General features: G+C 65.6%; 7 protein-coding genes. 4 read left to right on the plus strand and 3 right to left on the minus strand.

The features are described from left to right. Nucleotides 1-15: 15 nt before the first annotated feature. The gene (locus ACRDUX_RS06990) at nt 16-462 is read right to left on the minus strand and encodes an Rv2324 family transcriptional regulator (RefSeq protein ID WP_526412312.1); all 447 of its coding nucleotides are present in this window, start codon (nt 460-462) and stop codon (nt 16-18) included. Between the two features lie 124 nt (nt 463-586). On the opposite strand from ACRDUX_RS06990, the gene ddaH reads away from it, so the two are divergent. Genes ddaH through ACRDUX_RS07010 form a run of 4 tightly spaced genes read left to right on the plus strand, consistent with a single transcriptional unit; the run spans nt 587 to nt 5,214 of the window. After that, nucleotides 587-1,450 (plus strand): dimethylargininase, encoded by an 864-nt coding sequence (gene ddaH, locus ACRDUX_RS06995; RefSeq protein WP_526412314.1) that lies wholly within the window; start codon nt 587-589, stop codon nt 1,448-1,450. 17 nt (nt 1,451-1,467) lie between these two features. Further along, complete coding sequence (rocD, locus tag ACRDUX_RS07000) at nt 1,468-2,742, plus strand: ornithine--oxo-acid transaminase (protein ID WP_526412324.1); 1,275 nt, start codon at nt 1,468-1,470, stop codon at nt 2,740-2,742. Between the two features lie 20 nt (nt 2,743-2,762). Continuing rightward, nucleotides 2,763-4,301 (plus strand): amino acid permease, encoded by a 1,539-nt coding sequence (locus tag ACRDUX_RS07005; RefSeq protein WP_526412316.1) that lies wholly within the window; start codon nt 2,763-2,765, stop codon nt 4,299-4,301. A 31-nt stretch (nt 4,302-4,332) separates the two neighbouring features. Further along, nucleotides 4,333-5,214: a universal stress protein gene (locus ACRDUX_RS07010; RefSeq protein ID WP_526412318.1), complete on the plus strand. Its 882-nt coding sequence runs from the start codon at nt 4,333-4,335 to the stop codon at nt 5,212-5,214. A gap of 114 nt (nt 5,215-5,328) precedes the next feature. Here ACRDUX_RS07010 and ACRDUX_RS07015 read toward each other — a convergent pair whose 3' ends face one another. Both ACRDUX_RS07015 and ACRDUX_RS07020 read right to left on the minus strand, forming a co-directional pair. Beyond that, the gene (locus ACRDUX_RS07015) at nt 5,329-6,174 is read right to left on the minus strand and encodes a mycofactocin-coupled SDR family oxidoreductase (RefSeq protein ID WP_526412320.1); all 846 of its coding nucleotides are present in this window, start codon (nt 6,172-6,174) and stop codon (nt 5,329-5,331) included. Between the two features lie 170 nt (nt 6,175-6,344). After that, complete coding sequence (locus tag ACRDUX_RS07020; protein ID WP_526412322.1) at nt 6,345-7,199, minus strand: SHOCT domain-containing protein; 855 nt, start codon at nt 7,197-7,199, stop codon at nt 6,345-6,347. Nucleotides 7,200-7,285 lie beyond the last annotated feature (86 nt).

Raw genomic sequence — 7,285 nt, forward strand, 5'->3', positions numbered from 1 at the left:
GTTGTGCGCCACCCGTCAGGCGGGGGACCGTTCGATGATGTTCGACAGGACGACGATGCTCTCGCTGCGCTCGATGTCGGCGCTCGCCCGGATGCGCTCGAGGGCCTCCTCCAGGTGGCGCATGTCCCGCGCGAGCACGTGCAGGATGGCATCCGCCGTCCCGGTGACGGTGGCGGCGCTGACGACTTCGGGGATCCCGATCCAGGCCTGCCGGAGCTCGGCGGGCGCAATGGTGCCATGGCAGAACACCTGTACGTATGCCTCGGTGTTCCAGCCGATCGCGTTGCGGTCCACGACGGTGGTGAAGCCACGGATGACACCGTCGTCGAGCATGCGGTCGACGCGCCGCTTCACCGCCGGGGCGGACAGGTTCACCCGCTGTCCGATCTCGGCGAACGTGGCGCGGGCGTGGTTGGCCAATTCGGCCAGAATGCGCTCGTCGGTGTCGTCGAGCCTGTCCATGTGACCCCATTTCCGCCCGTACGCAACAAAACACCGCTATTTTAGCTCCCGCACAACGAAATGTGCACTATTACGCAATGAGTGGCGATTGATTGCGTGACGTGGGAGCCATATCGTCTATTTCATGACGATTTCAGATCTGGCCGGCATGCCGACCGTCGATGTCGCCGCAACGGCGCCGCGCATCCGCACGCCCCGCCTACGCCGGTACGCCATGACGGCGCCTACCTTCTTCACCGTCGAGTACGCGATCAACCCGTGGATGGACACGACGACGCCCGTCGACACCGACCTCGCGGTTCGGCAGTGGGAGAACCTGCTGGCGACCTACCGCGCGCTCGGGCACACCGTCGAAATGGTCCAACCCGTCGCGGGCCTTCCCGACATGGTCTACGCGGCCAACGGTGGCCTGATCGTCGACGACAAGGCCGTCGTCGCCCGCTTCGCCTACCCGCAGCGCGCGGGTGAGGCCGTCGCCTACGCCGAGTGGATGAGCAGCCTGGGGTTCGCACTGAGCTACACCCAGCACACCAACGAAGGCCAGGGCGACCTGTTGGTCGTCGGCTCGATGATTCTGGCGGGTCACGGCTTTCGGACCGACAGGCGAGCTCACGACGAGGTTGCGCACATCACCGGCCTGCCCGTCGTCAGCCTCGAGTTGATCGACCCGCGCTTCTACCACCTCGACACCGCACTTGCGGTGCTCGACGACACCACGATCGCCTACTACCCCCCGGCGTTCAGCGACGACGCCCGCGCGCGCGTTCGGGAGCTGTTCCCCGACGCGATCGAAGTGTCCACCGCCGACGCCTACGTCCTCGGCCTCAACGTCGTCTCCGATGGCAGGCACGTCGTCCTTCCCGCGGCGGCCAGCGGGTTCGCGCAGCAACTCGCCGATATCGGCTTCGAACCGGTCGCCGTCGATCTCTCCGAACTCCTCAAGGGCGGCGGATCCGTCAAATGCTGCACGCTGGAGGTGTACTCGTGAGCATTCTGGATACCGTCATGATTGAACGACTGGATCTCACCGCAGGGTCAATCGACTCCTCGCGCGAGCGCTCGTCGGCCGCCATCGCGGTGGACGATCAGTACGCGGCGCACAACTACTCGCCGCTACCCGTCGTGGCCGCGTCCGCCGAGGGCGTCTGGATCACCGACGTCGAGGGCCGCCGTTATCTGGACTGCCTCGCCGCGTACTCCGCGGTGAACTTCGGCCATCGCAACCCGGAGGTCATCGCTACCGCGCACGCTCAGCTCGACGCCGTCACGCTGGTGAGCCGCGCATTCCACTCCGACAAGCTCGGGCCGTTCTGTGCAGCGCTCGCCGACCTGTGCGGCAAGGACATGGTGCTGCCCATGAACAGTGGCGCCGAAGCCGTGGAGAGCGGTATCAAGGTCGCGCGCAAGTGGGGTACCGACGTCAAGGGCGTAGCGAAAGACCAGTCCAACATCATCGTGGCGAACAACAACTTCCACGGCCGCACCACGACCATCATCAGCTTCTCCGACGACGAGATCGCACGCCGCGGATTCGGTCCCTACACACCCGGCTTCCGTGCGGTGCCCTTAGGTGACGCCGACGCACTGGCAGCGGCGATCGACGACAACACCGTCGCCGTCCTGCTGGAACCCATTCAGGGTGAGGCGGGCATCATCGTGCCGCCCGAGGATTACCTGCCGCGGGTGCGCGCGCTGTGCACCGAGCGCAACGTGTTGATGATCGCCGACGAGATTCAGGCGGGGCTGGCACGCACCGGCCGTACCTTCGCCTGCGACCACTGGGGCATCGTCCCCGACGTGTATCTGCTCGGCAAGGCGCTCGGCGGTGGTGTGGTTCCGCTGTCGGCCGTCGTCGCCAACCGCGACGTGCTCGGCGTTCTACACCCTGGCGAGCACGGCTCGACGTTCGGCGGCAACCCACTGGCCACGGCGATCGGCTCGACCGTGGTCGCAATGCTTCGGCGAGGCGAATACCAGTCCCGCTCAGCCGAACTCGGTGATCGTTTGCACCGTCGCCTGCGCGCGCTCACGGGCCATGGCGTCCTGGCCGTGCGCGGTATGGGGCTGTGGGCGGGCGTCGACATCGACCCGCGCATCGGAACCGGAAAGCAGATCAGCTTGCGGCTGGCGGCACTCGGTGTTCTCGTCAAGGACACACATGGGTCGACCTTGAGATTCGCCCCACCGATCGTGATTACCGAGGAGGAGATCGATTGGGCCGTTGATCAGTTCGCCGCCGTACTGACAGACGCCCTGGCCACCCAACACATCAACGCTTGACGCCTGCCCGAGGAGGCACCATGGCATCAACCGCACCAACGGTGAGCTTCACCGAACAGATGCTGCGGCGTCGCCCCATCATCGGGGCACCGGTCGCTCATGGGGCCTCCGACCACCTCAAACGCACGATCGGCGTCTTCCAACTCACGATGTTCGGTGTCGGCGCGACGGTCGGCACCGGCATCTTCTTCGTGTTGTCCGCTGCGGTACCCGAGGCGGGTCCCGCCGTGATCCTCTCCTTCCTGCTGGCGGGTGTGGCGGCCGGCCTGGCGGCGATCTGTTACGCCGAGATGGCTTCGGCCGTACCGGTTTCGGGATCGACGTACTCCTACGCCTACACCACCCTCGGTGAGTTCATCGCCATGGGCGTCGCGGCCTGTCTGCTGCTCGAGTACGGCGTGTCGACGGCCGCGGTCGCCGTCGGCTGGAGTCAGTACCTCAACAAGCTCTTGACGAATATCTTCGGAGTCCAACTGCCGCAGGCGATCACGGCGGCACCCTGGGACACCGACCCGGGCATCGTCAACCTTCCCTCGATTCTCCTCGTCGTCATGTGCATGCTGCTTCTCATCCGCGGCGCGTCGGAATCCGCCAAGGCAAACACCATCATGGTGCTGATCAAGCTCGGCGTGCTCGGCATGTTCATCATCATCGCGTTCACGGCCTTCCAGACCGACCGCTTCGCCAACTTCGCGCCGATGGGCACTGCCGCAATCGGACTCGCCGCAGGCACGATCTTCTTCTCCTACATCGGACTCGACGCCGTATCGACGGCAGGCGACGAGGTCAAGGACCCGCAGAAGACCATGCCGCGCGCCATCATCGCCGCGCTGCTCATCGTCACCTCCGTCTACGTGCTGGTCGCCTTCGCCGCCCTCGGCGCCCAGCCGTGGGAGAAATTCGACGGACAGGAAGCCGGCCTGGCCGTCATTCTGGAGGACATCCTTCAAAACCAGTGGGCCAGTACCGTACTCGCAGCAGGAGCGGTGATCTCGATCTTCTCGGTCACCCTGGTCACGATGTATGGCCAGACCCGCATCCTGTTCGCGATGGGGCGCGACGGCCTGCTGCCGTCGATGTTTGCGAAGGTCAATCCGAAGTCCATGACCCCCGTCAACAACACCATCATCGTGGCGATCGTGGTCAGCATCCTCGCGGGCTTCATTCCGCTGGACAAGCTCGCCGACATGGTGTCGATCGGTACGCTCACCGCGTTCATCGTGGTGTCCATCGGCGTGATCATCCTGCGGGTCCGTGAGCCCGATCTGGCGCGCGGATTCAAGGTGCCGTTCTACTACGTCATTCGGACCAGCAGTCGCAACATCCACATCCCGGTCGTTCCGGTCCTGTCGGTTCTCGCGTGCGGCTACATCCTCTACAGCCTGCACTGGTACACCTGGATCGCCTTCGGCGCCTGGGTGATCGTCGTGCTGGCCTTCTACCTGGCCTGGGGCAGGCACCACAGTGCACTGAACGACGGTGGGGACGGGATCATCTCCGCTGCCGCTGCCGGCGTCGAGGATGTCGAGATCGTGACCCCGCCGAAGGATCGCGCATGACTTCCCAGCGAGTAGCGAAGGCGGATCGCGCATGACCGTCGTCGTGGGCTACCTTGCCGGGAAGGGCGGGCTGTCGGCGCTGAACCTCGGCGCAGAGGCGGCACGGACTTTGAAGACCACATTGTCGGTCGTCACCGTGGTCCCGAAGCCGTGGACTACTCCGTCGCCGGCGCGCATTGACGCCGAATACGCCCAGTACGCCGATAGATTGGCGGCCGACTCCGCCGCCCAGGCGCGCGAGTGCATTGCGGCGCTGGACGGCCAGCTCGACGTCAGCTTTCACAAGTACGCCCACCGATCGGCGTCCGGCGGCCTGGTGGACGCCGTCAAGGAGCTCGATGCCGAGGTGTTGGTGCTGGGATCTGCGGCTGACGGCAGCCTCGGCCAGGTGGTCATCGGGTCGACCGCGGACCGGCTGCTGCACTCGTCGCCGGTGCCTCTGGCCATCGGTCCGCGTGGCTACCGCGGGTCGAAGACCCACGGATTGACCCGAATCACCTGTGCGTACCCAGGCACGCCGGAGTCGCTGCACGTCGTGGGGCGTGTCGCGACCCTCGCCGAACAGCTCGGGGTGCCGATGCGTGTGATCACGTTCGCGGTTCGTGGGCGCACGATGTACCCGCCCGAAGTTGGCCTGCATGCCGAGGATTCGCTACTGCAGTCCTGGGCAGCGCAGGCTCGAGATACCTTGGCCAAGTTGAAGTCCGACGGCGTGGTGGCCGATGACGTCCAGCTGCAGGTGGTCACCGGCAACGGCTGGGATCAGGCGCTCGACGCCGCCGAGTGGCTCGACGGTGAACTACTGGCGCTGGGTACGTCGCCGCAGGGCGCGATCGCCCGGGTGTTCCTCGGATCGAAGGGCACCAAGATCGTGCGCCACAGCCCGGTTCCGGTGCTCGTACTGCCCAACTAGTGTCCTGGGTCGCAATTCGCTCGTAGCAGTTGGCCCACGTCTACTGGCCGACGCCGCCAACATCGAAAACATCAGACCCACATGCTATTTGGAAGCCGAAGCGGGCGAGGAGCGTCAGTACTTCATCGTGCCGCGGTCGACGGCGATCTGCGATCCGGAGATCGTCCTCGACCCGTCACCGGCCAGCCAGGCCACCACGTCCGAAACCTCTTCGGGCGTCATGAATTCCTGCAGGCCCTTCTTGCCGTCGTGGTTGACGGGGTGATACGGCATTGGCGAGAAGCTGTGGATGTAGGTCGGATACTTGCCGAAGATCTCCATCATGGCTTCGGGTTCGACCATCGGCGTGCCGATCGAGTACGGGTGAATCGAGTTGACCCGTATGCCGAACTCCCCCACCTCGAGCGCGAGCGAGTTCGTGATGGCGACCAGGCCATGCTTGGACGCCGCATAGTGGCTGTTGCCCGGAGTGGCCTTGAGACCCGCGGATGAGCTGACGATGATGATCGACCCGCCGTTGCCCGCCTCGATCATGGCGGGCACCGTGGCCCGCACGGTACGCCACGTGCCGTTGAGGTTGACGTCGATGACGCTGTCCCACTGCTCTTCCGACATCTCGAACATCCGGCCCCAGCTGAGGACGCCTGCGTTGGCGACCACGATGTCGAGTCGGCCGAACTGCTCGATGGCGTCGGCCACCACCTGTTGCTGTGCCGCGAGATCGCGGATGTCGACCTCACGGGCGAGCACCTTGCGGCCGGTCGCCTCCACCTGCCGCACAGTCTCGGCGAGGTCCTCCGACGTCGCCGCGGGGTAGGTGATCGTGTCCGAGATCGGGCCGCAGAGGTCGATGGCGACGACGTCGGCACCCTCGCTCGCCAGTCGCACTGCGTGCGCACGGCCCTGACCACGTGCGGCCCCGGTCACGAAGGCCACCCGGCCCTCGAGTGCTCCAGTCATCGCCAGTCCTTTCGTCTGCCCGCGGCGTGCGCGAGCGTGCGCGTTCGTCCGCCCCGATCGGCGTGTCGTGGCGCAGACACGCACGCTCGCGGGGGGACCATCAGCGCTCAGGCTAGCAGTCGAACTGGAACGTGTTCTAGTAATCCCCCGCGCCGCAGATCGGCGTCAGATCACAGCTCGGAGATGATCTGCTGACGCTTGGCGTGGTACTCGTCTTCGGTGATCGTTCCCATCGCGCGCAACGTCTCAAGCTGCTGCAGGCGCTGAGGGGTCGACGGCACGGGGGGCGGGGGCGGGGGCGGGTAGGCGGCAGCCGGATTCACCGACGGCGCCATCTGCGCGGCGGGCGGAACCTGCTGCGCGGCAGCACGCCTGACGACGTTCATGACCTGCTGGCGAACCACCGGGTTGGACCGGATGTCGATGGTTCCGTTCATGGGCACGCCGTTGGCCTTGAGGATCTGCATGATCTCCATCAGCGGGCCCGCCTGCCCGGACAGGTCGTAGGTCCGGTTGCCGTCCTCGGCGAGCGTGAACTGTGCAGGCATCATTCCGCCGACCAAAGCACTTCGGTTCCAGTCGATTTGGTACTGGTTGGTCGCGGGATCGACGAGCACCACCAGTTTGCGTCCGGTGATCAGGGGCAGCCTCGTCACCGATGCGATCACCTTGTCCTGGGCGTCGAAGGGGGCGATGCCGGGGCCCTCGATGTGCAGGCTGATCTTCACCAGCGGTTGATCGTTGATGCGCGTTCCCGTTTCACCGATACCGGTCACGTGAGCGAGCGCCAACACGCCGTCGGCCTCGAGCATCTTGGTGGTCGCATCGGACTTGGCGCCGTAGCTGGCCAGAGCAATGGCGATCAGGACGTCGGCGGCCGTGATCAGCAGGCCGACCCAGAACATCCATGCGATGTACGGCCGCGTGCCCTCGCCGAGGGCGAAGTACACCGCAAGGAAGATCGGCCCGACCAGGCCGCCGCACAGCAGCACCATCAGCTGCGACTTCACATAGCGACCCAACATCTGCCACGCCCCCTCGTCAGCCGGCCGGGTTCTGCCAGGACAGACTATCGCCAACTCGCCGAATTGGGTCCGGTTGTTTCAGGTAC

Source organism: Mycobacterium sp. (assembly GCF_050701675.1).
Classification (GTDB): domain Bacteria; phylum Actinomycetota; class Actinomycetes; order Mycobacteriales; family Mycobacteriaceae; genus Mycobacterium.